The sequence below is a fragment of the Vibrio kyushuensis genome (assembly GCF_050337325.1).
Classification (GTDB): Bacteria; Pseudomonadota; Gammaproteobacteria; order Enterobacterales; family Vibrionaceae; genus Vibrio; species Vibrio kyushuensis.
Window position 1 is genome coordinate 54,768 of sequence record NZ_JAKJSV010000015.1, and the last position, 24,281, is coordinate 79,048.

Genomic DNA, 24,281 nt, shown 5'->3' on the forward strand with positions numbered 1-24,281 from the left:
GTTATCCAATGAACAACTTCATAGCCCGACCCCCCCTGTGCATAAGTAGCCATTTTGATCCCAGCTAATCCTCTGCTTGATCAATGCTAGATCACAACAAATGATCTACTTAAAAAGCATGATCTTGTTGATCATTTTCCAGTTATCCACAGAAAAGGGCTTCCTTAATAATAGATCTAATAAAAGATCTCTATATAGATCTTATATATATTAAGGGATCGACGAAAAATGAAAATTCCATAATTTCGTTTTCTCATTCCATTAAAAAAGGTAGAATGTCGCTCTTTTATCTATCCATAATTTCGTTTGATCACTTAAGGTTTATACATGCTCTATCACGAAAAATTTGATGTCATCGTTGTTGGTGGTGGTCATGCAGGAACCGAAGCTGCTCTTGCTGCTGCACGTACTGGGCAAAGCACATTACTGCTAACACATAACATTGATACCTTAGGGGCAATGTCTTGCAATCCCGCTATTGGTGGTATTGGCAAAGGGCATTTAGTCAAAGAAGTCGATGCTATGGGTGGATTAATGGCTCAAGCAATTGATCATTCGGGTATTCAATTTAGAACCTTGAACGCATCAAAAGGGCCAGCGGTTCGAGCAACACGTGCGCAAGCTGATCGAGCGCTGTATAGATCCTATGTTCGTCATGCTCTTGAAAACACGCCAAACTTAACCCTGTTCCAACAGTCGGTTGATGATCTTATTGTAGAAAATGATCAAGCCGTCGGTGTAGTGACTCAAATGGGGCTTAAATTCTACGCTCAATCGGTTGTGTTGACCGTTGGAACGTTCCTTGGTGGAAAGCTTCACATAGGTATGGAAAGCTTCTCAGGAGGTCGCGCAGGCGATCCTCCATCGATCGCATTAGCGAAACGTCTTCGTGAATTACCACTGCGTGTTGATCGTTTAAAAACAGGAACACCACCTCGAATTGATGCTCGAAGCGTCGATTTTTCTGCTCTTGAAGCTCAGCATGGTGATAACCCAACACCGGTATTTTCCTTCATGGGTAATCGTGAGCAGCACCCAACGCAAATACCGTGTTACATCACTCATACAAACGAAAAAACGCATGATTTAATTCGTGCCAATCTTGACCGTAGCCCTCTGTATGCTGGTGTGATCGAAGGAATTGGACCTAGATACTGTCCTTCCATTGAAGATAAGGTCATGCGCTTTTCTGACAAAGACAGTCACCAGATTTTTATTGAGCCAGAAGGGTTAACGACTCACGAACTGTATCCAAATGGAATCTCCACCAGCTTGCCATTTGATGTTCAAATTCAGATCGCTCGCTCAATGAAAGGGTTTGAAAATGCCCATATAGTTCGTCCTGGTTACGCGATTGAATATGATTTCTTTGACCCAAGAGATCTCAAGCAAACTTACGAAAACAAATTTATTGCTGGATTATTCTTTGCCGGACAAATTAATGGCACAACAGGCTACGAAGAGGCAGCAGCTCAAGGGCTTATGGCCGGACTTAATGCGAGCTTGTACACCCAAGGCAAAGAGGGCTGGAGCCCACGTCGTGATCAAGCTTACATGGGCGTATTGATCGATGATCTTTCTACCATGGGGACGAAAGAACCCTACCGTATGTTTACCTCTCGTGCTGAATATCGCTTGCTGCTTCGTGAAGACAACGCTGATTTACGTTTAACCGAAAAAGCTCGTGAATTTGGTTTAGTTGATGATGAGCGTTGGTCTCGCTTCAACCAAAAAATTGAAAATATTGAAAAAGAACGTCAGCGACTAAAAGATCAATGGATCAATCCTAAGTCTGAAGGCGTTGATGCACTTAATGAATTACTGAAAAGCCCAATCTCTAGAGAAGCGAGTGGTGAAGATCTACTTCGTCGACCTGAGATCACTTATGCACAGCTAACCAGTTTGGATCATTTTTCTCCCGCTCTGGATGATCAGCAATCAGCAGAGCAAGTCGAGATCCAAGTGAAATACGAAGGTTATATTCAGCGTCAGCAAGATGAAATCGAGAAATCGTTGCGCCATGAGCACACTAAAATTCCTGCTGATTTCGATTACAGTGGCATATCAGGTTTATCTAACGAAGTAATTTTAAAACTTTCAAATTCAAAACCAGAGACTCTCGGTATTGCGTCACGAATTTCAGGGATTACCCCTGCCGCTATCTCTATTTTGTTGGTTTATCTAAAGAAAAAAGGTCTATTGAAGAAGGGTGAAGAATCACAATGAGTGACTTAAGAACAAAGCTTGATGTACTTGTTAGCCAAACCAATTTAGAGGTATCGTCAGAAAAAGCGGATCAACTGATTGGCTATGTTGAGATGCTGCATAAATGGAATAAAGCTTACAATTTGACGTCTGTTCGTCATCCTTCAGAAATGATCGTTAAACATATTCTTGATAGCATCGTGGTCGGTGAACACCTTGAAGGGGATCGTTTTATTGATGTGGGAACGGGTCCTGGTCTTCCTGGTATTCCTTTAGCGATCATGCACCCTGATAAAGAGTTCTATTTGCTTGATAGCTTAGGAAAACGAATTCGTTTTATTAAGCAGGTGGCACATGAGCTTGGCATTAAAAATGTGACGGCGGTCCAAAGTCGCGTTGAAGAGTTCCAGCCAGAAGATAAATTTGATGGTGTACTTAGCCGTGCATTTGCTTCAATGTCCGATATGGTTGAGTGGTGTCACCACCTCCCTAAACCAGATTCTGGAGTTTTCCTAGCACTTAAGGGGCAATTGCAGAAAGATGAAGTTGAGCAGCTACCAGAATGGTGTTCTGTGAACTGTGTCAAATCTTTGAACGTTCCTGAATTAGAAGGTGAACGTCATCTTGTAATCTTATCCCGCAAGGGATAACAGCGAGGCAGACCGTGGGTAAAATAGTAGCAATAGCCAACCAAAAGGGTGGCGTAGGAAAAACAACAACGTGCATTAACTTAGCAGCGTCTATGGCCGCGACTAAACGTAAAGTATTAGTTGTCGATCTCGATCCTCAAGGCAATGCCACTATGGCAAGCGGAGTGGACAAGTATCAAGTTGATGCTACGGCTTACGAGTTGTTGGTTGAAGACGTACCATTTGATGAAGTGGTTTGTACCAAAACTTCCGGTCATTATGATTTGATTGCTGCTAATGGCGACGTTACTGCTGCTGAAATTAAGCTCATGGAAGTCTTTGCGCGTGAAGTTCGGTTGAAAAATGCCCTTGCTTCGGTTCGTGATAACTATGATTTCATCTTTATCGATTGTCCTCCGTCGCTAAATCTCCTTACAATCAACGCTATGGCAGCAGCAGATTCTGTGTTGGTTCCTATGCAGTGTGAGTACTTTGCGCTGGAAGGGTTAACCGCATTGATGGACACAATTAGCAAGCTGGCCGCAGTGGTAAACGAGAACCTTAAAATTGAAGGGTTATTGCGAACGATGTATGACCCGAGAAACCGACTTTCTAACGAAGTATCGGATCAATTGAAAAAACATTTTGGTAATAAAGTTTACCGAACGGTTATCCCAAGAAATGTTCGTTTAGCCGAAGCGCCAAGTCATGGCAAGCCTGCTATGTATTACGACAAGTACTCCGCTGGAGCGAAAGCCTATTTAGCGCTCGCCGGTGAAATGCTTCGTCGCGATGAAGTCCCTGCATAAAAATATATTTAAAAGGAATCTGCTGTCATGTCTAAACGTGGTTTAGGAAAAGGGCTGGATGCGCTGCTTGCAACCAGTTCATTAGCGCGAGAAAAACAGCATGTTGCTTCTCAAAGCCAAGCTCTATCTGCTGATGGCGAACTGATTGAACTGAGCATTAGTCAATTAAAGCCAGGTGTTTATCAACCGCGTAAAGACATGGCACCTGAGGCACTAGAAGAGCTAGCAGCCTCTATTCAATCACAAGGCATTATTCAGCCGATTGTGGTTCGTCAAATCGACAATGAACATTTTGAAATCATTGCGGGTGAAAGACGTTGGCGCGCAGCGCGTCAAGCGGGCTTAAAACGCGTTCCATGTTTGAATAAGAAAGTTGAAGATCGCGGGGCGATCGCAATGGCATTGATCGAAAATATTCAACGAGAAGATCTTAATGCCATCGAAGAGGCCGAGGCGCTTGAGCGTCTTCAAGATGAGTTTTCATTAACTCATCAGCAAGTTGCTGAGGTGATCGGTAAGTCACGTACCACGGTCAGTAACTTATTGCGTCTCAATCAGTTAGAGAGCGATGTAAAAGGTTTGGTTGCAAGCAAACAGCTCGAAATGGGCCATGCTCGTGCACTGTTAGTTCTCGAAGGCGGTAAGCAAGCTGAAGTGGCTGCAGAAGTAGCTAAAAAGAACCTAACCGTACGCCAGACAGAAGCTTTGGTTAAGAAACTTTTAAAGCCAGAAGAACAGTCGAGTGCGCCTGAAATGAGCTTATCTAGCGATGCTGAAGCTCAATTAGCTGCGTTGTCGCAGCAGTATGACTCAAAGGTGAATGTTGCTCTTGGTAAGGCTGGCAAAGGTAAAATTCAGATTGACTTTGATAGTCAGGACCAGCTACACAAAATCTTACATCTGTTAGCGCAAGGTCATAGCACCTCCGAGCTCACAGAATAGAATTCAAGTTAGTTGAGATGCGGGGCTTACTATTGTGTTTTGCTCCTGTCTCTATATACTTTTTAAGCTTTTTTTACTGAGAGGGACCTTTCTTTGTTCTTGATCAGTAAACAACACGAAAACAGGTGCTTTTGATGTTTATTTCAAATCTAAGCGAAAAAGGGAAAGTAGCTTTTAAAGTAGTCCATTTACAGCTTATGTTTGTTGTTCTTATCGGGGGCTTAACATATGTGCAGTGTGGAGACGAGGCTGCCCGCTTTATTCTTAAAGGCGGGATGATCGCGGTTCTAGGTAACTACATATATGCTCTGTTTGCCTTCATCCCTAACGATGATGCCGATGGTTCTGTACTACTTGGTTTTATTTTTATCGGATGGGCTTTAAAACTGGTGGTCACCATAATATTGTTTATTTTAGTTTTTTCTGTAACGGAGTTTCTACGTCCAGGCGCTTTCTTTGCAGGTTATAAGCTGACATTACTCATATTTTGGTTTGCACCTATTTTATTTTTTTCAAAAAATGGGATTAACCATGGCTGATACTCCGCAGGAATATATTCAGCACCACCTCACTAACGCCAAAGTTTGTGTTGTTGATGGCAGCATTGCCACAAACTATGGTTGTGCAGAAGCTGGATTCTGGACTCTACACTGGGACACTCTATTAGTCTCAGCACTATTGGGTTCGCTATTTTTGTGGTTGTTCTATCGGGTTGGAAAAAACGCAACCACAGGCACCCCTGGAAAATTACAATGCTTCGTCGAAATGGTCGTTGAACAAGTCGATGAGATTGTAAAAGGTGCTTTTTATGGACGTGATAAGTTAGTCGCACCATTAGCTTTAACTCTTTTCTGTTGGATTCTACTGATGAATACAATGGATTTGATACCGGTCGACTTTATCCCTCAACTAATGCACTTAGCTGGATTTGAATACTTCAAGGTTGTCCCTACGGTCGACTTGAACACAACTCTAGCGATGGCAATAGGTGTCCTTATACTTACCGTGGCTTACATGATTAAGTACAAAGGCTTTAAGGGATTTGTGAAGGAATTTACGCTGCACCCGATTAATAATAAAGCGTTAATACCTTTTAACTTGGTCCTGGAAACAGTCTCATTATTTGCAAAACCAGTTTCACTATCACTTCGTTTGTACGGAAACATGTATTCAGGTGAACTTATCTTCATCTTGATTGCGGTTACTTACACGGCAGGTGCTGTTTTAGGTGGACTTGGTGTTATTGCACATATTATTTGGGCTATTTTCCACATTTTAGTTATCGTGCTACAAGCCTTTATCTTTACGATGCTGACAATTGTATACCTCAGCATGGCAAGTAACGATTCACACTAAAATTTAAAAAAATTTACTTATTTATAATTGATAGGTTATAGCCTATCTCAAAATTTCATTTCGGAGATTATTATGGAAATTTATTTCGTTGTAGCTTTACTACTAGGTATGTGTGCAATCGCGACTGGCTTCGGCTTCGCAATTCTAGGTGGTAAATTCCTTGAGTCTGTTGCTCGTCAACCAGAAATGGCTCCAGTGCTACAAACAAATATGTTCATTCTTGCGGGTCTACTAGATGCTGTTCCAATGATCGGTGTTGGTATCTCTATGTACATGCTGTTCGCATTGTAAGAATCCCTTTTTCTTATTTACTCTACGTCGTTTCGCAATAGCGAAACATTAAAAGAATAAAGGAGGGTCATTGTGAATATCAATGCAACTCTGCTAGGTCAAGCAATCGCATTTACTTTGTTTGTTTGGTTCTGCATGAAGTACGTGTGGCCACCATTGATCGCAGCAATTGAAGAGCGCCAGAAGAAAATCTCTGAAGGTTTAGAGTCTGCTGAGCGTGCTGATAAAGCGTTACAACTAGCACAGCACAATGCAGCAGATCAGTTAAAGGATGCTAAGCAAGAAGCGCTTGGAATTATTGAGTCAGCAAATAAACGCAAAGCTCAAATTCTGGACGAAGCTCGTCAAGAAGCGACACAAGAGCGTGAACACGTACTAGCTCAAGGTAAAGCTGAGTTAGAAGCTGAAACTTTACGTGCTCGTAACGAACTGCAAAAAGACGTTGCTACTCTAGCTATTCTTGGTGCTGAGAAAATCATCGAGCGTTCGATTGATCCAGCTGCTCATCAAGACATACTTGATAGTATTTCTGCGAAGCTATAAGGGAGGGCGTCGGTATGTCTGGTTTGACAACTATTGCTCGTCCTTATGCTAAGGCTGCATTTGGCTACGCAAGTGATAACGGTACGGTTGACCAATGGTCAAGCATGCTTGAACTTGCGAAAACCCTTTCTCTAGCTCCTGAGCTACAGAAAGCGGCATTACGCCTGCAACCTGAACAATTGATGCAATTGTATTTCGATGTAGCGGGTGAGTACTTTGATGAACCTTTACAGAATTTCTTAAAGGTTATTATCGAAAATCGTCGTACTTCAGCGTTAAGTGATATCTATCAACAATTTCAACTGTTTTCAGCTGAAGCGTTAAATGTGAAAGAAGTAACAGTAACGACTTCATTTGAATTAAGTGAAGCGCAACTAGCTGAGCTAGTTAAGACGCTTGAAAAACACTTTGATTGCAGTGTGAAAATGAGCTGTCTTGTCGACAGTAGTTTGATAGGTGGTGCGGTGATTAGATCTGGCGATACAGTGCTAGATAACTCACTCGTTAGTCGTATTAATCGTCTTAAAGACGTTATTAAGTCTTAACTTAGGGGAATTTGAGCAATGCAACTTAATTCCACGGAAATTAGCGCGCTAATCAGACAACGTATTGAACAATTCAACGTTGTTTCTGAAGCGCGCAATGAAGGTACTATCGTATCTGTAAGCGATGGTATTCTTAGCATCCACGGTCTAGAAGACGTGATGCAAGGTGAAATGATAGAACTTCCAGGCGGTCGTTACGCACTAGCACTTAACTTGAATCGTGATTCAGTTGGTGCGGTAGTAATGGGTCCTTATGCTGGTCTTCGTGAAGGCATGAAAGTAACTGGTACTGGCCGTATCCTTGAGGTACCGGTAGGTCCAGAAATGCTTGGCCGTGTAGTTAATACACTGGGTGAGCCTATCGATGGTAAAGGTCCTATCGATGCAAAACTGACTTCTCCTATCGAAGTGATTGCACCTGGTGTAATCGATCGTAAGTCAGTTGATCAGCCTGTTCAAACTGGTTACAAATCAGTTGATGCAATGATTCCAATCGGCCGTGGTCAGCGTGAGTTGGTTATCGGTGACCGTCAGACTGGTAAAACAGCAATGGCGATCGATGCAATCATTAACCAGAAAGACTCTGGTATTTTCTCTGTTTATGTTGCTATTGGTCAGAAAGCTTCAACTATCGCAAACGTGGTACGTAAGCTTGAAGAGCACGGTGCACTTGCAAACACTGTTGTGGTTGTAGCATCTGCTTCTGAATCTGCAGCACTGCAATACCTAGCGCCATACGCTGGTTGTGCAATGGGTGAATACTTCCGTGACCGCGGCGAAGATGCTCTGATCGTTTATGATGATCTAACTAAGCAAGCTGTTGCGTATCGTCAGATTTCGTTGCTTCTAAAACGTCCACCAGGCCGTGAAGCATTCCCTGGTGATGTTTTCTACCTCCACTCACGTCTACTTGAGCGTGCTGCTCGTGTAAACGAAGCGTACGTAGAGAAGTTCACTAATGGTGAAGTGAAAGGCAAGACTGGTTCTCTAACTGCTCTACCTATCATCGAAACTCAAGCTGGTGACGTATCTGCATTCGTACCGACTAACGTAATCTCGATTACCGATGGTCAGATTTTCCTTCAATCAGAACTGTTTAACGCCGGTGTTCGCCCTGCGGTAGACCCAGGTATTTCGGTATCTCGTGTTGGTGGTTCTGCACAAACGAAAATCATTAAGAAGCTTTCTGGTGGTATCCGTACCGCTCTAGCGCAATATCGTGAACTTGCGGCTTTCGCTCAGTTCTCATCAGATCTTGATGCAGCAACGAAGAAGCAGCTAGACCACGGTCAGAAAGTGACTGAATTGATGAAGCAGAAACAGTACGCTCCGATGTCTGTATTTGATCAAGCTCTATCTATTTACTCTGCAGAACGCGGATATTTAGAAGATGTTGAGCTGAACAAAATTCTAGATTTTGAAGCTGCTCTACTATCGTATGCTCACGCTCAGTATTCTGAATTGGCTACTGAGATCAACAAGACGGGTTCTTACAACAAAGAAATCGAAGCACAACTTAAAAAGTTGGTCGACGACTTCAAAGCAACCCAAACTTGGTAATTACAACCTCGTATTGTAATTAACGGAGAGTAACGATGGCCAATTCAAAAGAAATTCGTAGCAAGATAGGTAGTGTTAAAAGCACTCAGAAAATCACTAAAGCGATGGAAATGGTTGCCGCTTCCAAAATGCGTCGTACTCAAGACGCAATGGAAGGCCCACGTCCGTATGCTGAAATTATACGTAAGGTCATTGGTCATGTAGCCCACGGTACTTTGGAATATAAACATCCATACATACTGGAACGTGAGGCTAAACGTGTTGGGTATATTGTTATCTCATCTGATCGCGGTTTATGTGGCGGCTTGAACATTAATATGTTTAAGCACGCTATTGCCGAAATGAACGATTGGTCTGAGAAGGGCGTTGATGTAGAGCTGGCTGTTATCGGTTCAAAAGCAACGTCTTACTTCAATAGCATTGGTGCAAACATTGTCGCGCAGACGTCAGGGCTTGGAGATAATCCTTCGCTTGATGACATCATCGGCGCTATCAACGTCATGTTACAAAAGTTTCAAGACGGTGAGATTGACCGTTTGCACTTGGTTTACAATGAGTTTGTTAACTCAATGACCCAGCAACCAAAAATTGATCAATTGATACCTTTGCCTAAATCACTTAGTGACGATGAGCAGTTCAACCATGCATGGAGTTACATGTTTGAAGCTGATCAGAAGGTTCTTCTTAATACCTTAATGGCTCGTTATATCGAGTCTCAAGTATACCAAGGTGTTGTTGAGAACTTAGCATGTGAAATGGCTGCTCGTATGGTTGCTATGAAAGCAGCATCAGACAATGCCGGCGATTTGATCGAAGAGCTAGAGCTTGTGTACAACAAAGCCCGTCAAACGGCTATTACACAAGAGCTATCTGAAATCGTATCAGGTGCATCAGCAGTTTAATTTAGGTAATACAAATTTAGAGGATTAACGATGGCTACAGGTAAGATCGTACAGATCATCGGAGCAGTAGTCGACGTAGAGTTCCCACAGAGTGAAGTTCCAAACATTTACGACGCTCTGAATGTAACTGAATCTAAAGAACGTCTTGTTCTTGAAGTTCAGCAGCAACTTGGCGGTGGCGTTATTCGCGCAATCGTAATGGGTAGCTCTGATGGTTTACGTCGTGGCGTAACAGTAGAAAATACTGGTGCTCCAATTTCAGTACCAGTAGGTACTAAGACCCTAGGTCGAATCATGAACGTTCTTGGCGACGCTATTGACGAGTGTGGTGAAATCGGTGCGGAAGAGAATTACTCTATCCACCGTCCAGCACCTAGCTACGAAGAGTTGTCGAACGCTTCTGAACTACTAGAGACAGGCGTTAAAGTAATTGATTTGATTTGTCCATTCGCTAAGGGTGGTAAAATCGGTCTATTCGGTGGTGCAGGTGTAGGTAAGACCGTTAACATGATGGAACTTATCAACAACATCGCACTACAGCACTCAGGTCTGTCAGTATTTGCGGGCGTTGGTGAGCGTACTCGTGAAGGTAACGATTTCTACTACGAGATGCAGGAAGCTGGTGTTGTAAACATCGAAAATCCTGAAGAATCTAAAGTAGCAATGGTTTACGGTCAAATGAACGAGCCACCAGGAAACCGTTTACGTGTTGCCCTGACTGGTCTAACAATGGCAGAACGTTTCCGTGACGAAGGTCGTGATGTACTTCTGTTCATTGATAACATTTACCGTTATACACTTGCAGGAACAGAGGTATCGGCTCTATTAGGTCGTATGCCATCTGCGGTAGGCTACCAGCCAACACTTGCTGAAGAAATGGGTGTTCTACAAGAACGTATCACGTCAACTAAATCTGGCTCTATCACGTCTGTACAGGCGGTATATGTACCAGCGGATGACTTGACTGACCCGTCTCCAGCAACAACGTTTGCTCACTTAGATGCAACAGTTGTACTTAACCGTAATATCGCAGCTATGGGTCTATACCCAGCGATTGACCCGTTAGATTCAACATCTCGTCAGCTTGATCCACTAGTTGTTGGTCAAGAGCACTACGACATTGCACAAAATGTTCAGCAGACACTTCAGCGTTATAAAGAGTTGAAAGATATCATTGCGATTCTAGGTATGGACGAGCTATCTGAAGAAGATAAGCAAGTTGTATCTCGTGCTCGTAAGATTGAGCGTTTCTTAACTCAGCCTTATCACGTTGCAGAAGTATTTACTGGTGACCCTGGTGTATACGTTTCTCTTAGCGAGACACTACGTGGCTTCAAAGGTCTTCTAGCTGGCGAATATGATGATATCCCAGAGCAAGCGTTCATGTACTGCGGTACGATTGACGATGCACTAGAGAACGCGAAGAAGCTTTAATAGAGTCTTACAGGAGGCGTTATGACAGCATTAACATCAGTAAGCTTCCATTTGGATGTTGTGAGCGCAGAAGAACGAATTTATTCGGGTCAAGCTCGTAGTATTCAAATTTCAGGTGAGAAAGGTGATCTTGGTGTTTTAGCGGGACATACTCCGCTACTTACTACGATTCGCCCTGGTATGGTTCGCATTGTGTCTAAGAAAGGTGATGAAGAAATTATCTATCTTTCTGGCGGTATTTTAGAAGTACAGGCCCATGATGTAACTATTTTAGCCGACACTGCTGTGCGTGGTCAGGATCTTGACCAAGCTAAAGCAGAAGAAGCTAAACGCCGTGCTGAAGAGCTAGTCAACCAACCTTACGGTGACGTTGATTTTGCCAAGGCATCTGCAGAGCTTGCGAAAGCAGTTGCTCAGCTGAAAGTCATTGAACTGGTGAACAGACGTCGCTAATCATTAGCTTCGTTTAGTATAAAAGGCAGCCTAATCGCTGCCTTTTTTGTTACGTTATGTTGCCAAATCTGATATTGCCATTTAACTATTAAGTGATTAATAGCTAGAATAATGACTTAAATAAAAATATTACAGTAGGTTAGGAAATGAAGTTTAGCGCGGTAATTCTTGCTGCGGGTAAAGGAACCCGTATGTATTCAAATATGCCCAAGGTATTACATACCTTAGCAGGTAAACCAATGGTGAAGCATGTGATTGATACATGTAACAGCTTAGGTGCACAAAACATTCATTTGGTTTATGGCCATGGTGGTGAGCAGATGCAAACCGTACTCAAAGAAGAATCGGTTAGCTGGGTACTGCAAGCGGATCAGCTAGGTACTGGCCACGCCGTTGATCAAGCCTCTCCTCAATTTGATGACAATGAAAAAGTATTGGTATTGTACGGAGACGTGCCTCTTATCTCTGAAGAAACGGTAGAAAGCTTGCTTGATGCTCAGCCTAATGGTGGTATCGCGCTTCTAACCGTTGTTCTTGATAACCCAATGGGTTACGGCCGTATCGTTCGTCGTAATGGCCCTGTTATTGCAATCGTCGAGCAGAAAGATGCCACTGACGAGCAAAAATTAATTAAAGAGATTAACACCGGTGTGATGGTTGCGACCGGTGGTGATCTTAAGCGCTGGCTTTCTGGTTTAAATAACCAAAATGCTCAAGGCGAATACTACTTAACAGATGTTATTGCTGCGGCTCACAGTGAAGGCCGTGCAGTAGAAGCTGTTCACCCTGTTAACCCTATCGAAGTTGAAGGCGTAAACGATCGTTCTCAATTGGCTCGTTTAGAGCGTGCTTATCAATCAATGCAAGCACAAAAATTGTTGGAACAGGGCGTTATGCTACGTGACCCTTCTCGCTTTGATTTACGTGGTACGCTTCAGTGTGGTATGGATGTTGAGATTGATACCAACGTTATTATCGAAGGCAATGTCTCTATTGGTGATAACGTTATTATCGGTACGGGCTGTGTACTGAAAGATTGTGAAATCGATGACAACACTATCATTCGCCCATATAGCGTGATCGAGGGTGCAACGGTTGGTGAAGAGTGTACTGTCGGTCCATTTACTCGCCTCCGTCCTGGCGCAGAGCTTAAAAATGATGCCCATGTTGGTAACTTCGTTGAAGTGAAAAACACCTCAATTGGTGAAGGGTCTAAAGCTAACCACCTAACTTACTTAGGTGATGCTGAAATTGGCCAGCGTGTTAACGTTGGAGCTGGTGTTATTACTTGTAATTATGACGGCGCAAATAAGTTTAAGACGACGATTGGCGATGATGTGTTCGTTGGCTCTGATTGTCAGATAATCGCACCTGTTACTATTGCTGATGGTGCGACAGTCGGTGCAGGAACTACACTGACTAAAGATGTTGAGCAGGGAGATCTTGTTATTTCTCGTGCGAAAGAACGTAAGTTTTCGAATTGGCAGCGTCCAATTAAGAAGAAATAGCTGAATAGCAATTGATGAAAGGGTTGGCATTGAGCCAGCCCTTTTTTGTTTTACTGTAAGGTATTTAGTTTTGAGGGATAGCGATACGCTTCTCTAACCATCGTAAGGCCTGAGATACGCACAAAATCAGCAGCATATATTCAAACACTAAAAATGTGTAAATTTCTAAAGGTAAGTATTCATTCACCACCAACTCGTTTGCTCGCCGGGTTAAGTCACTTAAACCTATCACGCTCACTAATGACGACATTTTTAATATGTAAACAAATTGGTTTCCTAGAGGCGGCAGAATAAGACGAAAGGCTTGTGGGAATATAACAAATTGCATCTTACGCCAATAATTAAGACCGAGCGCTTCCGCGGCCTCGTGCTGACCTTTGTTAATCGATTGAATACCACCACGAAATACTTCCGCCATAAATGCACTCTCAGCCACCGTTAGCGTAATCACACCAGCCCAAAAGTAGTCGAGAGAAACATCAAGCAGAGTTGGCATACCGTAGTAGACCCATAAAAGCAGAACCAAAACGGGAATGGACCGTACGGTTTCCACATAGAATCGATTGAATATTCGAAGAGATCGGTTATTAGACAGTGCGGGTAGCGCGACCACTAAACCGATCAACATGGCGAAAACCATACTCAATAGTGACACCGAAATAGTGTCGTAAAAGCCTGCGGTAAGAAACTTAAGGTTGGTTTGTCCTTGAGCTGTGGTGGGATCAAGAATATACCAACCCCATTGATAGTCAGAGCAACCAGTAACTAATAAGATTACCAATAAAACAGTAAGCGTACGAAGCTTCACACTATTTCCTATATCCGCTAATTAAATCCATTTGTAACTGTTATGTTATCAATGATGTAGCATAAAACGTAAACAATTTTAGGGATAATGAAAATGAAAAAGTTGATGGTCACTTTAGGGATGTGTTTGCTGTCACTAAATACGCTCGCAGCGGACACTAGCCGTTTACATAATATATTGAACAGTGGTGTTTTAAAGGTTGGGACAACGGGGGATTGGAACCCTATGACGATGAAGGATCCTGCGACTAACAGCTACCGTGGTTTTGATATTGATGTCACCACTGAGCTTGCAAAAGATCTTGGCGTCAAAGTGGAGTACGTTCCTACCGATTGGAAAACCTTAGTAAATGGTATTACTGCCGGCAAGTATGATATTACAGGGAGCGCATCTCTGAATATGTCTCGCGCAAAAGTTGCGGGTTATAGTCAGCCTTATTTTTATTTAGCCTTTGTGCCTGTAGTACAGAAGAAAGATCTAGCAAAGTTCTCTGATTGGGGCGACTTTGATCATGCTAATGTGAAAGTTGCTGCTACCTTAGGGACAGTGCAGGAAAAAATGGTTAAAGAGTTTTTCCCATCAGCTCAGCATGTGGTGATTGAAGCTCCAGCGAGAGACTTTCAGGAATTATTAGCAAAAAGAGCAGATGTTTCTGTTACCTCTAATGTAGAAGCGGCGACGTTGGTGGAGAAATTTCAACAATTGGCCATCGTGCCAGTGAAAGAACCGCGTAAGCCCACTCCAGTAGCTATGCTACTACCGCAAAATGATCAGGTTTGGATTAACTATATTAACCATTGGGTAGAGCTTAAAAAGACTCAAGGGTTCTTTAAGAAAACAGCACAAAAATGGGGCTTAACCAGTCTATAGAAATTAAGCCCATTAGTGCTGAGATGATTTTTAGGTGAGCCGTTTACTAGCGGCGCTTTTATTACTTATCTCTTACCACTCTAGCATTATCTGGCGCGCGGAAATGACGAGATAGCTGTCTGTTCGAAACAATATAGCCAACCCATAAGCCCAACATACAGATAATAATGGCTATCCCAGTGACTGATTGAGCTTGGCTTGCCATTGTTGCCACCAAAGCACTTGCTGCGCTACTCACCGTTATTTGAATACTATTTTGCAAACCAGCTGCCGTTGCAGGGCTTCTTTTCGCACTTGATAGAGCTCTATTTACCACAATAGGATAAAGAGCACCGTTAGCGACTGCAATAAGGCAAAACGGTGTCAAAATCGGCCAGATTGACGTTAATTGCCATTGAGATGCGATCAATACCATTAAGCTTGCAACGCTAAATAGACCAATTAACTGCTTCAGTATCTTTTCATCACCATATTTTTTAACTCCAGCCTTTCCTAGGTAACCACCAAGCATAAAGGCGAGTGTCTGGGGTACAAAGCTAAGACCAATATCTTTTGCCGAATAGCCTAGTTGAGACATGATCTCTGGCATACCGGTCAGATAAGCAAAGAAGGCGGCCGACGCTGTAGCGAACATAAGCACGTTACCAAGGTAAGCTTTTGATCCGATAAGTGCCTTGATATCACTTGAGATAGAAGATTGCTTTTCTTCAACTGGTTGCTTGGGTTGAGCGATGGTTACTGCAACTAACACTATTCCCATTAACGTTAAGGTAAAGAAAATACTGTTCCAACCAAAACTGTCAGAAAGAACAACGCCGAGTTGAGGGGCCAATGCAGGTGATAACGCAACTAAAGGCATGATGGTCGCGAAGATCTGTTGGCTTGTTTTACCTGAATACTGCTTAATGACCATAGCTTGCCAGATCACTGCTGGCGCACAAACACCAAAGGCCTGAATAAAGCGAAGCGTTAAGAGCTGCCATATTTGGTCGCTAAATGCCAACCCAAAAGAAGCAAGGGTAAACAGACTAAGCCCGGCAGCAAGAGTAGTTCTGTGACCATATTTGTCACTCGCCAATCCCCAAAGGAGTTGACCCAAAGCCAAACCGACCAAGAAGATAGTGAGCGACAAAGCAATCTGCTCTGGGCCTGTAGCAAAATCAATTTCCATTGCTTTAAATGCGGGTAGGTACATATCAGTCGCGATAAAGCCAAGCATTGAAAGCGCAGCTAAATAGATCATCTGAAGTTTAGAAGCGTTCATAAATTATCCGTTCAAAAAATTTAATTGTTCATTTGTGGTGTGTAATATCTACAGGATTAACTGAATATCAATACCTGTATTAATGCCTCGTATTCTATTTTTGGCGTTAAAGAAAATAAAACGCTAAAATTGTTAGTTATGAATCAAAAAATTTGATGGCAATATGTTCTCTAAATCTTCTCTAGAAATGATCGACACGGTTGCCCGCCTGGGTAGCTTTACTGCTGCTGCTGAAATATTGCATAAAGTTCCTTCTGCTATTAGCTATGGCGTTCGTCAAGTGGAACAAGATTTGGACGTATTGATATTTAGGCGCTTACCAAGAAAAGTAGAGCTAACCCCAGCGGGTGAACTCTTTGTTGCTGAAGCTCGGGTGATGCTGCGTCATATGGAGGAAGTGAAATCGCAAACTCGGAGAGCTGCCCATGGCTGGAAAACCACTCTGAAGCTCACATTAGATAACGTGGTTCGGCTTGATAAAATGAAACCACTCGTCGAAGACTTTTACGCCACATTTGAGTTTGCTGAGCTGCAAATCAATATGGAAGTCTTTAATGGATCATGGGAGGCCATTTCCCAAGGTCGAGCGGATATTGTTATTGGTGCTACCTCTGCCGTTCCTGTTGGTGGTGAGTTTGAAGTCAAGGATATGGGAATATTGGATTGGGCGTTTGTCATGTCACCAAGTCACCCTTGTGTTCGAGAGCAATCGTTAACAGAAGAGTTTGTCAGTCAATTCCCTGCGATTTGTTTAGATGATACATCTAGTGTGTTACCTAAGCGTCATACCGTTCATTACCCAGGACAGAGGCGGCTTCTTTTACCCAATTGGTACTCGGCCATAGAGTGTTTAAAGAATGGCGTTGGTGTTGGCTATGTACCTCGTCATATTGCCCAGCCACTTATAATGGAAGGTTTGTTGGTGGAGAAAACGTTGTCTGAAGATAAACCATTGAGCCAGTGCTGTTTGGTTTGGAGAAAAGATGACAACCATCGTCTTATCAAGTGGATGGTGGATTATCTTGGGTCTAGCGAGAAGCTTCATCAGGACTGGCTACAGGCCTAATGTTTGTGTGCTTTATTAATCAGTAGAAGATAGTCGGCGTAAATAAAGAAGGATAGAAAAATGCCAGTGAGGAGTTCACTGGCATTTATGGTTATTCGATGACTAACAGTTAGAACTATAAGGTTGCTTGAAAACTAAAGTCGCTCGAAAGCTATGGTCGTTCAAAGACGGTAGCAATACCTTGGCCTAAACCAATACACATGGTGGCTAGACCATATTTCACATCTTTGGCTTCCATGAGGTTAATTAGTGTTGTCGAGATTCTTGAACCAGAACAGCCAAGTGGATGACCCAGTGCTATTGCACCACCGTTCAGGTTGACCTTATCGTCGACGACGTCAAGCAAGCCCAAGTCTTTAGCACATGGTAAGGATTGAGCAGCAAAAGCTTCGTTAAGCTCAACGACACCCATATCTTCAATCGATAGACCTGCGCGTTTCAGAGCTTTTTGAGTCGCAGGTACAGGACCATAGCCCATGATTGAAGGATCACAGCCAGCAATAGCCATTGATTTCACGCGAGCGCGAATCTTAAGACCGAGCTCGTTAGCTTTATCTTCACTCATTATTAGCATGGCAGAAGCACCATCAGAGAGTGCAGAAGAAGTCCCCGCCGTTACAGTACCGTTGGCAGGGTCAAATACTGGGCGAAGTTTTGATAGTCCTTCAACAGTGGTTTCAGGGCGAATAACCTCATCGTAATCTAAGGTAAACAGTGAGCCATCTTCAGCATGTGCTTCCATCGGAAGGATTTCGTTTTTGAAACGACCTTCTACCGTAGCTGCTTGCGCTAATCGATGAGAGCGAGCGGCGAATGCATCTTGATCTTCACGGCTTATACCGTGCATCTTTCCTAACATTTCAGCGGTTAAGCCCATCATGCCGGCTGCCTTAGCTACAGTCTTAGACATGCCAGGGTGGAAATCCACGCCGTGAGTCATTGGAACGTGTCCCATATGCTCAACACCACCAATTAGGCAGATGTCGGAATCGCCAACCATGATGGAGCGAGTGGCATCATGCAGAGCTTGCATTGATGAACCACACAGGCGGTTCACAGTAACTGCGCCAATTTCAATCGGTAGCCCAGCAAGAAGTGCTGCGTTACGAGCAATATTGAAGCCTTGCTCTAAAGTTTGTTGAACACAGCCCCAGTAGATGTCTTCAATTTCACTTGGATTTACTTGAGGATTACGCTCTAAGATCCCTTTCATTAAATGAGCGGATAAGTCTTCTGCTCGAGTATGGCGAAATGCGCCACCTTTGGATCGCCCCATTGGGGTACGTAGGCAATCAACAACTACTACATTATTCATTTTGATATTCCTTTTCCAAGTGTGGGTTATAACGAACTAGCTTGTTGTGCACCGTAAAAGCTTTCACCTTTATCGGCCATATCAAGTAGAAGTTGTGGAACCTGGTACATCGCACCAAGTTCTTGATAGCCTTTTGCCATTTCGACAAAATTGCTAATGCCCACACTGTCTAAGTAGCGGAATACGCCGCCTCTAAATGGAGGGAAGCCTAAGCCGTAAACCAGTGCCATATCCGCTTCTTGTGGAGAGGCGATAATTTCTTCCTCCAAACAAAGAACCACTTCGTTAATCATTGGAATCATCACACGCTGAATAATTGTCTGGTCATCAAATTCTTGTGGTGCTTGGCATACGTCAGAAAGAATCGGAAGAATGTCTTCAGAAAAGGCTTTCTTTGGGCGACCGCGTTTATCAACGCTGTAGCTATAAAAGCCACTGCCATTTTTCTGGCCGTATTTATCCGCTTCAAACAATGCATCAATAGCATCACGGCCTTCTTTACCCATGCGCTCAGGGAAGCCTTGCGCCATGACGGCTTGTGCGTGATGAGCGGTATCTAAACCAACCACATCCAATAAATAAGCAGGTCCCATTGGCCAACCGAACTGACGTTCCATCACCTTATCTATTTTAGTGAAATCTGCACCATCACGAAGAAGCATGCTGAAACCACCAAAGTATGGGAAAAGAACACGGTTAACAAAGAACCCTGGGCAATCATTTACGACAATTGGTGATTTTCCCATTTTCGCAGCGTAAGCAACAACACGATTAATGGTTTCATCCGATGTATGTTCACCTCGGATAATTTCAACCAAAGGCATGCGGTGTACAGGGTTAAAGAAGTGCATGCCACAGAAGTTTTCTGGACGTTTAAGTGATTTAGCCAATAAATTGATTGGAATTGTAGAAGTGTTTGATGTGATTACAGCGTCATCACCAACGTGTTCTTCTACTTCGCTCAGGACAGCAGCTTTGATTTTTGGGTTTTCTACAACGGCTTCAACGATAACGTCAGATTGCTCAATACCTGCATAGTGAAGGCTTGGTGTAATGGAGGCCAAAATCCCCGCCATCTTGAAGCCATCTAATCGGCCACGTGATAAACGTTTATTGAGTAACTTAGACGCTTCGTTCATACCTAAATCAAGTGAAGGCTGAGCGATGTCTTTCATCAATACAGGCACACCTTTGAGGGCTGATTGGTAAGCGATACCGCCACCCATGATCCCTGCACCTAATACCGCTGCGCGCTTGGTCTCTTTATTAGCCGACTTTTCTGCTTTTTTAGCTAAGCCTTTAATGTACTGATCATTAAGAAACAGACCAACGAGTGATTTTGCTTCTTCAGACTTCGCGAGTTTTACAAACAGTTGGCGTTCAATGTCTAGCGCATCATCACGATTGCAGCGTGCTGCTTTTTCAATAGCAATAACTGCGGTCATTGGGGCTGGGTAATGTGGACCTGCTTTTTGTGCCACTAGGCCTTTCGCCATTGTGAAACTCATCATCGCTTCTAGCTTGCTTAGTGAAAGCGCGGAGGTTTTCTGTTGACGGCGTTGTTTCCAATCTAGCTCTTCGTTAGCAGCCAGTAGGACGGTATTCATAGCGGATTGAGTCAACTGCTCAGACTCTACGATGGCATCGAGTAGCCCGATTTTTAGAGCTTCATCTGCACGACACGCTTTACCTTGGGTGATAATTTCCATCGCACTGTCTGCGCCAATGACACGTGGTAGACGAACACAACCACCAAAGCCAGGCATTATGCCTAATTTTGTTTCTGGAAGGCCAATGCTGGTGGTTTTGTCACCAATACGGAAGTCAGTAGCGAGTACACACTCACACCCGCCACCAAGTGTATGACCTTTTAGCGCTGAGAGGGTTGGAAAAGGTAGGTCTTCTAGTTTGCTGAAAATATCGTTAGCAAAGCGAAGCCACTGATCAAGCTCTTGATCGGTTTTTGCAAAGAGGCCGAGAAATTCAGTGATATCCGCTCCAACAATAAAGGTATCTTTATCGGAGGTTAGGATTAGGCCTTTGAGGTCTGATTGTGCTTTTAAAGCATCAAGAGCTTCGCTCAGTGACTCGAGCGTAGCAAGATCTAGTTTATTGACGGAATTCGGGGCACAAAAGCTAAGTTCGGCTATTCCATTCTCATGTTTCTTTACCTGTAGGGTGTTGGCTTGGTAAATCATTGTCTATCTCCGTGACATACAATTTGTGATTGTGTGTGAGAGTTTTTGTTTTATTGGTGTATGTTTTTGAGTCTGGTTTGACCAGTTATTTTAGTGTGTACCCTAGATTGATTATTTTCAATACATTTTTTAAACAAGTGTTTAACATTGTGTGTCTGTGCAGATCGTAGCCCTCTTTTTACACGCCGCGTGATATACTGAACAGCCGCACTTTAGTCTGTACAAGCTCATGAATGATCTACCTTATTTAATTCCAGAAAGCCCTATCGTGTATGAAGAAGAGATCAAGAAGAGCGTTTTCATTACGCATCTTGCCCATACTCCAAGTATAGAAGTGGCAAAATCATTTATAGATTCAGTAAAGATTAAACACTCAAGTGCTAGGCATAATTGTTGGGGGTTTGTCGCTGGACGAGCGGAAGACTCGATGAAATGGGGGTTCAGTGATGATGGTGAACCTTCAGGTACCGCGGGTAAACCGATACTCGCTCAACTTTCAGGATCTGGGGTTGGGGAGATGTCTGCAGTAGTGACTCGTTACTCTGGTGGAATCAAGCTTGGAACGGGTGGTTTGGTTAAAGCGTATGGTGGCGGGGTACAGCAAGCGTTAAAGCTGCTTCAAACTATCGAGAAAAAAATAACCATTAAATTACAGCTAGAGTTAGACTATGCATTCATGCCGATTGCTCAATCTCTGTTGGCTCAATACCAAGCAATAGAGTTGGAAGCAAAATACAGTGACAATATCGTCTTGATAATTGAAATTGAGCAACGAGTTGCCAGTGGTTTTACTCAAAATGTCATTAATAGAAGTGGTGCAAAGGCAACAGTCACACCATTATCAAGATAACTAGGAAGTCAGAAGCTCAGCTTCATTTATAAATAACCATGCAATTTCGATCGATTATCCGAATAGTCGGATTACTGCTCGCTCTCTTTAGCGTCTCCATGTTGGCCCCTGCACTTGTCGCGCTATTGTATCGAGATGGAGCGGGTGTGCCGTTCGTCACCACTTTCTTTGTGCTGCTTTTTTGCGGCACTCTTTGTTGGTTCCCTAATAGACATCATAAACAAGAATTAAAGGCCCGTGATGGCTTTCTTATTGTTGTTTTGTTTTGGACGGTAATAGGCAGTGCTGGTGCTATTCCTTTCTTAATTGCTGATAATCCCAATGTTTCTGTCACAGATGCATTTTTTGAATCATTTTCAGCGTTAACGACAACGGGTGCGACAGTTATCGTTGGCCTTGATGACCTACCGAAAGCGATACTGTTTTATCGTCAGTTTCTGCAGTGGTTTGGTGGAATGGGGATCATTGTACTAGCCGTCGCTATTTTGCCTGTACTAGGTATCGGTGGGATGCAGCTCTATCGAGCAGAGATACCGGGCCCAGTAAAAGACAGCAAGATGACACCGCGTATAGCAGAAACAGCTAAGGCGTTATGGTACATCTATCTAAGTCTCACTATTGCTTGTGCTACCGCTTATTGGTTTGCGGGGATGACACCATTTGATGCCATTAGTCATAGCTTTTCTACCATAGCTATTGGTGGGTTCTCTACTCACGATGCAAGTATGGGGTATTTTGATAGCCATGCGATAAACATGATAACCGTTGTTTTCTTACTGATATCGGCATGTAACTACTCACTTCACTTTGCAGCCTTTGCTTCTGGTGGTGTTCACCCTAAGTACTACTGGAAGGACCCGGAGTTCAGAGCGTTTATCTTTATTCAAGCATTGCTATTCTTGGTTTGTTTCTTGGTTTTACTGAACCATCATACCTATGACTCAATCTACGATGCGTTTGATCAAGCACTGTTCCAAACCGTATCGATCTCAACCACTGCAGGCTTCACCACGACGGGTTTCTCCGAGTGGCCTCTATTCTTACCTGTGCTCCTACTATTTTCTTCTTTTATAGGAGGATGTGCTGGCTCTACCGGTGGTGGGATGAAAGTGATACGTATATTGCTTTTGACTCTGCAAGGTGCCCGTGAAATGAAGCGTCTTGTACACCCAAGAGCCGTTTACACGATTAAAGTTGGTGGAACAGCACTTTCTCAACGGGTGGTTGATGCTGTTTGGGGATTCTTCTCTGCTTATGCGCTCGTCTTTGTTGTTTGTATGCTGGGTTTGATAGCAACAGGAATGGATGAGTTAAGTGCATTTTCAGCTGTGGCGGCAACCCTTAATAACCTAGGGCCTGGTTTGGGTGAAGTTGCGGTTCACTTTGGTGAGGTTAATGATAAAGCTAAATGGGTTTTGATTGTTTCAATGCTGTTTGGTCGTTTAGAAATATTTACTCTTCTTATATTACTCACTCCGACATTTTGGCGTAGTTAAGGACAATTTAATGAAAGCTCTATTCTTATATTCAAGCCAAGATGGTCAAACTAAGAAAATCACCCACTATATTCAGCAAGAGCTAGATCTGGGTGACTGTGAGGTTAAAGACATTCATCAACTCGATAGTGTGGACTTTACTCAATATGAACGTGTACTTATAGGTGCATCGATACGATACGGCCATTTAAACAAAAAGCTGTATCAATTTATCGAAAGCCACAAGAATGAATTAGATAAAAGCAAAGTCGGATTTTTCTGTGTTAATCTTACTGCACGTAAAGAAGACCAAGGTAAAGACACGCCAGAAGGAAGTGCTTATATAAAGACGTTCCTTAAAAAGTCACCTTGGCAGCCAAAACTGATAGGTGTATTTGCTGGTGCTCTCTATTACCCACGATATAAGTGGTTCGATCGAGTGATGATTCGTTTCATTATGAAGATAACCGGTGGTGAAACAGATACGAGTAAAGAAGTTGAGTATACCAATTGGAAAAAAGTCTCGTTATTCGCTGATAAATTCAAAAACATGTAGATAAATTGGTCGATTTAGGCTGTTTTGATGTGTTTTTAAGCAAACGATTTATTAGTTTAATAAAACTGTAAAAAAGCCTTGCGTCTTGGGCGTGTCTGTCTATAATGCGCATCCACTGACACGGCAGACGCCACAAGGCTTCAGCGGTAATCAGTAAGACGGAAAGTCAGAAAGAAATAAGTTTTAAAAAGTGTTTGACACTGTGACTTAAATCGCTAGAATGACCGTCCGCTTAGAGAGCTTCTTCTTAGAAAGAATGACTCAACAAGCAATGCTCTTTAACAATTTAAACCTATCAATCTGTGTGGGCACTCGTTGATGAAAATCCAAAATGTTTTCTTCTCTTTTTATAAAGAGCGGTAAAACAGTTTCTTCGGAAACACTTGGGCTTCAATGAACTGAGTGACCAATACGAATAACTACTTGTAGTTATTTGGCACAGTCAATTCATTACCATTCTGTTGGAATGGTAATAGCTTTAAARTTACATATTTACTTCGGTAAATATTAGTTTTGAAGTCAGTATTCATTGAGCCGACAAAATCTTAAATTGAAGAGTTTGATCATGGCTCAGATTGAACGCTGGCGGCAGGCCTAACACATGCAAGTCGAGCGGAAACGAGAAGTAGCTTGCTACTTCGGCGTCGAGCGGCGGACGGGTGAGTAATGCCTAGGAAGTTGCCCAGTAGAGGGGGATAACCA

The 24,281-nt window shown here is 43.1% G+C and carries 23 protein-coding genes and 1 rRNA gene; 20 read left to right on the forward strand and 4 right to left on the reverse strand.

The genetic code is table 11. The annotated features are described in order from the left end of the window. Positions 1 to 327: 327 nt before the first annotated feature. From mnmG to glmU, 14 genes are all read left to right on the forward strand, one after another. Positions 328 to 2,226 carry a tRNA uridine-5-carboxymethylaminomethyl(34) synthesis enzyme MnmG gene (mnmG, locus tag L4D20_RS22765; protein WP_428803872.1) on the forward strand — a complete coding sequence of 633 codons (1,899 nt, stop codon included), beginning with the start codon at positions 328 to 330 and terminating at the stop codon, positions 2,224 to 2,226. Further along, the gene (gene rsmG, locus L4D20_RS22770; RefSeq protein WP_428803873.1) at positions 2,223 to 2,855 is read left to right on the forward strand and encodes a 16S rRNA (guanine(527)-N(7))-methyltransferase RsmG; all 633 of its coding nucleotides are present in this window, start codon (positions 2,223 to 2,225) and stop codon (positions 2,853 to 2,855) included. Before mnmG ends, rsmG begins: the two co-directional genes overlap by 4 nt. A gap of 14 nt (positions 2,856 to 2,869) precedes the next feature. Beyond that, entirely contained in the window at positions 2,870 to 3,643 is a 774-nt protein-coding gene (locus tag L4D20_RS22775) for a ParA family protein (protein WP_428803874.1), read from the forward strand. 27 nt (positions 3,644 to 3,670) lie between these two features. Further along, positions 3,671 to 4,585: a ParB/RepB/Spo0J family partition protein gene (locus L4D20_RS22780; protein ID WP_428803875.1), complete on the forward strand. Its 915-nt coding sequence runs from the start codon at positions 3,671 to 3,673 to the stop codon at positions 4,583 to 4,585. A gap of 134 nt (positions 4,586 to 4,719) precedes the next feature. Continuing rightward, positions 4,720 to 5,124 (forward strand): ATP synthase subunit I, encoded by a 405-nt coding sequence (locus L4D20_RS22785; RefSeq protein ID WP_428803876.1) that lies wholly within the window; start codon positions 4,720 to 4,722, stop codon positions 5,122 to 5,124. Further along, positions 5,117 to 5,941, forward strand: coding sequence for a F0F1 ATP synthase subunit A (gene atpB, locus L4D20_RS22790; protein ID WP_428803877.1), 825 nt, complete (start codon positions 5,117 to 5,119; stop codon positions 5,939 to 5,941). Before L4D20_RS22785 ends, atpB begins: the two co-directional genes overlap by 8 nt. 72 nt (positions 5,942 to 6,013) lie before the next feature. Then, positions 6,014 to 6,232, forward strand: coding sequence for a F0F1 ATP synthase subunit C (gene atpE / locus L4D20_RS22795; protein WP_017034377.1), 219 nt, complete (start codon positions 6,014 to 6,016; stop codon positions 6,230 to 6,232). A gap of 72 nt (positions 6,233 to 6,304) precedes the next feature. Beyond that, complete coding sequence (gene atpF, locus L4D20_RS22800) at positions 6,305 to 6,775, forward strand: F0F1 ATP synthase subunit B (protein ID WP_428803878.1); 471 nt, start codon at positions 6,305 to 6,307, stop codon at positions 6,773 to 6,775. Between the two features lie 14 nt (positions 6,776 to 6,789). Beyond that, positions 6,790 to 7,320: a F0F1 ATP synthase subunit delta gene (locus L4D20_RS22805; protein WP_428803879.1), complete on the forward strand. Its 531-nt coding sequence runs from the start codon at positions 6,790 to 6,792 to the stop codon at positions 7,318 to 7,320. Positions 7,321 to 7,338: 18 nt separating this feature from the next. Then, the gene (gene atpA / locus L4D20_RS22810; protein ID WP_428803880.1) at positions 7,339 to 8,880 is read left to right on the forward strand and encodes a F0F1 ATP synthase subunit alpha; all 1,542 of its coding nucleotides are present in this window, start codon (positions 7,339 to 7,341) and stop codon (positions 8,878 to 8,880) included. A 35-nt stretch (positions 8,881 to 8,915) separates the two neighbouring features. Further along, entirely contained in the window at positions 8,916 to 9,782 is an 867-nt protein-coding gene (atpG, locus tag L4D20_RS22815; RefSeq protein ID WP_428803881.1) for a F0F1 ATP synthase subunit gamma, read from the forward strand. A gap of 30 nt (positions 9,783 to 9,812) precedes the next feature. After that, positions 9,813 to 11,216 (forward strand): F0F1 ATP synthase subunit beta, encoded by a 1,404-nt coding sequence (atpD, locus tag L4D20_RS22820; RefSeq protein WP_428803882.1) that lies wholly within the window; start codon positions 9,813 to 9,815, stop codon positions 11,214 to 11,216. Positions 11,217 to 11,237: 21 nt separating this feature from the next. Continuing rightward, positions 11,238 to 11,669 carry a F0F1 ATP synthase subunit epsilon gene (locus tag L4D20_RS22825; RefSeq protein ID WP_428803883.1) on the forward strand — a complete coding sequence of 144 codons (432 nt, stop codon included), beginning with the start codon at positions 11,238 to 11,240 and terminating at the stop codon, positions 11,667 to 11,669. A 146-nt stretch (positions 11,670 to 11,815) separates the two neighbouring features. Further along, positions 11,816 to 13,177, forward strand: coding sequence for a bifunctional UDP-N-acetylglucosamine diphosphorylase/glucosamine-1-phosphate N-acetyltransferase GlmU (glmU, locus tag L4D20_RS22830; RefSeq protein WP_428803884.1), 1,362 nt, complete (start codon positions 11,816 to 11,818; stop codon positions 13,175 to 13,177). A 64-nt stretch (positions 13,178 to 13,241) separates the two neighbouring features. On the opposite strand, the gene L4D20_RS22835 is transcribed toward glmU, so the two are convergent. Further along, a complete protein-coding gene (locus L4D20_RS22835; RefSeq protein WP_428803885.1) occupies positions 13,242 to 13,985 on the reverse strand; it encodes an amino acid ABC transporter permease in 744 nt (247 codons plus the stop codon). Positions 13,986 to 14,078: 93 nt separating this feature from the next. On the opposite strand from L4D20_RS22835, the gene L4D20_RS22840 reads away from it, so the two are divergent. Further along, a complete protein-coding gene (locus L4D20_RS22840; protein WP_428803886.1) occupies positions 14,079 to 14,855 on the forward strand; it encodes a transporter substrate-binding domain-containing protein in 777 nt (258 codons plus the stop codon). 61 nt (positions 14,856 to 14,916) lie between these two features. Here L4D20_RS22840 and punC read toward each other — a convergent pair whose 3' ends face one another. Beyond that, a complete protein-coding gene (punC, locus tag L4D20_RS22845; protein ID WP_428803887.1) occupies positions 14,917 to 16,119 on the reverse strand; it encodes a purine nucleoside transporter PunC in 1,203 nt (400 codons plus the stop codon). Between the two features lie 163 nt (positions 16,120 to 16,282). On the opposite strand from punC, the gene punR reads away from it, so the two are divergent. Beyond that, positions 16,283 to 17,185 (forward strand): DNA-binding transcriptional activator PunR, encoded by a 903-nt coding sequence (gene punR / locus L4D20_RS22850; protein ID WP_428803888.1) that lies wholly within the window; start codon positions 16,283 to 16,285, stop codon positions 17,183 to 17,185. Between the two features lie 151 nt (positions 17,186 to 17,336). On the opposite strand, the gene fadA is transcribed toward punR, so the two are convergent. Together fadA and fadB are read right to left on the reverse strand one after the other, a co-directional pair. Beyond that, positions 17,337 to 18,500 carry an acetyl-CoA C-acyltransferase FadA gene (gene fadA, locus L4D20_RS22855; RefSeq protein WP_428803889.1) on the reverse strand — a complete coding sequence of 388 codons (1,164 nt, stop codon included), beginning with the start codon at positions 18,498 to 18,500 and terminating at the stop codon, positions 17,337 to 17,339. Positions 18,501 to 18,526: 26 nt separating this feature from the next. Continuing rightward, the gene (gene fadB, locus L4D20_RS22860; RefSeq protein WP_428803890.1) at positions 18,527 to 20,698 is read right to left on the reverse strand and encodes a fatty acid oxidation complex subunit alpha FadB; all 2,172 of its coding nucleotides are present in this window, start codon (positions 20,696 to 20,698) and stop codon (positions 18,527 to 18,529) included. Between the two features lie 229 nt (positions 20,699 to 20,927). Here fadB and L4D20_RS22865 point away from each other — a divergent pair, with 229 nt between their 5' ends. From L4D20_RS22865 to L4D20_RS22880, 4 genes are all read left to right on the forward strand, one after another. After that, positions 20,928 to 21,548: a YigZ family protein gene (locus L4D20_RS22865; RefSeq protein ID WP_428803891.1), complete on the forward strand. Its 621-nt coding sequence runs from the start codon at positions 20,928 to 20,930 to the stop codon at positions 21,546 to 21,548. Positions 21,549 to 21,586: 38 nt separating this feature from the next. Beyond that, the gene (locus tag L4D20_RS22870) at positions 21,587 to 23,044 is read left to right on the forward strand and encodes a TrkH family potassium uptake protein (RefSeq protein ID WP_428803892.1); all 1,458 of its coding nucleotides are present in this window, start codon (positions 21,587 to 21,589) and stop codon (positions 23,042 to 23,044) included. A gap of 10 nt (positions 23,045 to 23,054) precedes the next feature. Next, positions 23,055 to 23,579: a menaquinone-dependent protoporphyrinogen IX dehydrogenase gene (gene hemG, locus L4D20_RS22875; RefSeq protein WP_428803893.1), complete on the forward strand. Its 525-nt coding sequence runs from the start codon at positions 23,055 to 23,057 to the stop codon at positions 23,577 to 23,579. 547 nt (positions 23,580 to 24,126) lie between these two features. Continuing rightward, positions 24,127 to 24,281 (forward strand): 16S ribosomal RNA (locus tag L4D20_RS22880); the annotation flags it as partial.

Coding starts and splice junctions, on each gene's coding strand:
- L4D20_RS22865 (WP_428803891.1), top strand. CDS start 20,928: ATGAATGATCTACCTTATTTAATTCCAGAAAGCCCTATCGTGTATGAA.
- L4D20_RS22825 (WP_428803883.1), top strand. CDS start 11,238: ATGACAGCATTAACATCAGTAAGCTTCCATTTGGATGTTGTGAGCGCA.
- punC (WP_428803887.1), bottom strand. CDS start 16,119: ATGAACGCTTCTAAACTTCAGATGATCTATTTAGCTGCGCTTTCAATG.
- L4D20_RS22805 (WP_428803879.1), top strand. CDS start 6,790: ATGTCTGGTTTGACAACTATTGCTCGTCCTTATGCTAAGGCTGCATTT.
- L4D20_RS22780 (WP_428803875.1), top strand. CDS start 3,671: ATGTCTAAACGTGGTTTAGGAAAAGGGCTGGATGCGCTGCTTGCAACC.
- fadA (WP_428803889.1), bottom strand. CDS start 18,500: ATGAATAATGTAGTAGTTGTTGATTGCCTACGTACCCCAATGGGGCGA.
- fadB (WP_428803890.1), bottom strand. CDS start 20,698: ATGATTTACCAAGCCAACACCCTACAGGTAAAGAAACATGAGAATGGA.
- hemG (WP_428803893.1), top strand. CDS start 23,055: ATGAAAGCTCTATTCTTATATTCAAGCCAAGATGGTCAAACTAAGAAA.
- L4D20_RS22785 (WP_428803876.1), top strand. CDS start 4,720: ATGTTTATTTCAAATCTAAGCGAAAAAGGGAAAGTAGCTTTTAAAGTA.
- atpA (WP_428803880.1), top strand. CDS start 7,339: ATGCAACTTAATTCCACGGAAATTAGCGCGCTAATCAGACAACGTATT.
- mnmG (WP_428803872.1), top strand. CDS start 328: ATGCTCTATCACGAAAAATTTGATGTCATCGTTGTTGGTGGTGGTCAT.
- punR (WP_428803888.1), top strand. CDS start 16,283: ATGTTCTCTAAATCTTCTCTAGAAATGATCGACACGGTTGCCCGCCTG.
- L4D20_RS22840 (WP_428803886.1), top strand. CDS start 14,079: ATGAAAAAGTTGATGGTCACTTTAGGGATGTGTTTGCTGTCACTAAAT.
- glmU (WP_428803884.1), top strand. CDS start 11,816: ATGAAGTTTAGCGCGGTAATTCTTGCTGCGGGTAAAGGAACCCGTATG.
- atpE (WP_017034377.1), top strand. CDS start 6,014: ATGGAAATTTATTTCGTTGTAGCTTTACTACTAGGTATGTGTGCAATC.
- atpD (WP_428803882.1), top strand. CDS start 9,813: ATGGCTACAGGTAAGATCGTACAGATCATCGGAGCAGTAGTCGACGTA.
- rsmG (WP_428803873.1), top strand. CDS start 2,223: ATGAGTGACTTAAGAACAAAGCTTGATGTACTTGTTAGCCAAACCAAT.
- L4D20_RS22870 (WP_428803892.1), top strand. CDS start 21,587: ATGCAATTTCGATCGATTATCCGAATAGTCGGATTACTGCTCGCTCTC.
- atpB (WP_428803877.1), top strand. CDS start 5,117: ATGGCTGATACTCCGCAGGAATATATTCAGCACCACCTCACTAACGCC.
- atpG (WP_428803881.1), top strand. CDS start 8,916: ATGGCCAATTCAAAAGAAATTCGTAGCAAGATAGGTAGTGTTAAAAGC.